Source organism: Pseudomonas sp. HMSC08G10 (assembly GCF_001808425.1).
Lineage (GTDB): Bacteria > Pseudomonadota > Gammaproteobacteria > Pseudomonadales > Pseudomonadaceae > Aquipseudomonas > Aquipseudomonas guariconensis.
The window spans coordinates 1-1,192 of record NZ_KV793322.1 but is presented as its reverse complement, the minus strand read 5'-3'; the positions used below and the strand labels follow the sequence as shown (position 1 = coordinate 1,192).

The window sequence follows — 1,192 nt, the reverse complement described above, 5'->3', positions numbered from 1 at the left end:
GGAAGGTCTGAAAAAGACTTCCCGAATCTGGTGAAATACGCCGATCCCGCCAGCCGAGTTTTTCCATGAAGCAGATGACCTTCGCCGACGCCGAGTACGCCGGCAAGCGCAAGCAGACCCGTAAGGAATTGTTCCTGATCGAGATGGATCAGGTGGTGCCGTGGAAGGGATTGATTGCCCTGATCGAGCCACACTACCCAAAGGGTGAAGGTGGTCGTCCAGCCTATCCGCTGATGGCCATGTTACGTATCCATCTGATGCAGAACTGGTTCGGCTACAGCGACCCGGCCATGGAAGAAGCGCTCTACGAGACGACCATCCTGCGTCAGTTCGCCGGGCTGAGCCTGGAGCGCATTCCCGACGAAACCACCATCCTCAACTTCCGTCGTTTGCTGGAGAAACATGAGCTGGCAGCCGGCATCCTCGGCGTAATCAATGGCTACCTGGGGGATCGCGGCCTGTCGCTGCGCCAGGGCACTATCGTCGATGCCACACTGATCCACGCACCCAGCTCGACCAAGAACCAGGACGGCAAGCGCGACCCGGAAATGCACCAGAGCAAGAAAGGGAACCAGTATTACTTTGGCATGAAGGCGCACATCGGCGTGGATGATGAGTCGGGGCTGGTACACAGCGTGGTAGGCACGGCAGCCAACGTGGCGGATATCACCCAGGTCGACAAACTGCTGCACGGTAACGAGAACGTCGTCTGCGCCGATGCCGGCTACACCGGCGTCGAAAAGCGCCCCGAACATGCGGGCCGCGAAGTGATCTGGCAGGTCGCAGCACGCCGCAGCACCTACAAGAAGCTCGATAAACGCAGCGCCCTGTACAAAGCCAAGCGCAAGATCGAGAAGGCCAAGGCACAAGTGCGAGCGAAGGTCGAGCACCCGTTTCGAGTGATCAAGCGCCAGTTCGGTTACGTGAAGGTGCGCTTCCGTGGCCTGGCCAAGAACACCGCTCAGCTGGTGACGCTGTTCGCGCTGTCGAACCTATGGATGGCGCGCCGACATTTGCTGACTACCGCAGGACAGGTGCACCTGTAATGCGGAAAATGGCTGCTGCGAGGTGCTCGCGGCGGCCAAAAACGGAGAACTGAGCGGGTTACCTGGTCGATTTTGATCGACGGCCCGCTTTCAAAAGCAGCAAGGGCTGAAGTCGACCGGAAATACAGGGTTACTTCAGACCTTCC

1 protein-coding gene is annotated in these 1,192 nt (G+C 58.9%); it reads left to right on the top strand.

Translation table 11 applies throughout. The annotated features are described in order from the left end of the window. Positions 1-65: 65 nt before the first annotated feature. Positions 66-1,046: an IS5-like element ISPa16 family transposase gene (locus HMPREF3173_RS17970; protein WP_038410028.1), complete on the top strand. Its 981-nt coding sequence runs from the start codon at positions 66-68 to the stop codon at positions 1,044-1,046. The last annotated feature ends 146 nt before the right edge of the window (positions 1,047-1,192 follow it).

Coding starts and splice junctions, on each gene's coding strand:
- HMPREF3173_RS17970 (WP_038410028.1), top strand. CDS start 66: ATGAAGCAGATGACCTTCGCCGACGCCGAGTACGCCGGCAAGCGCAAG.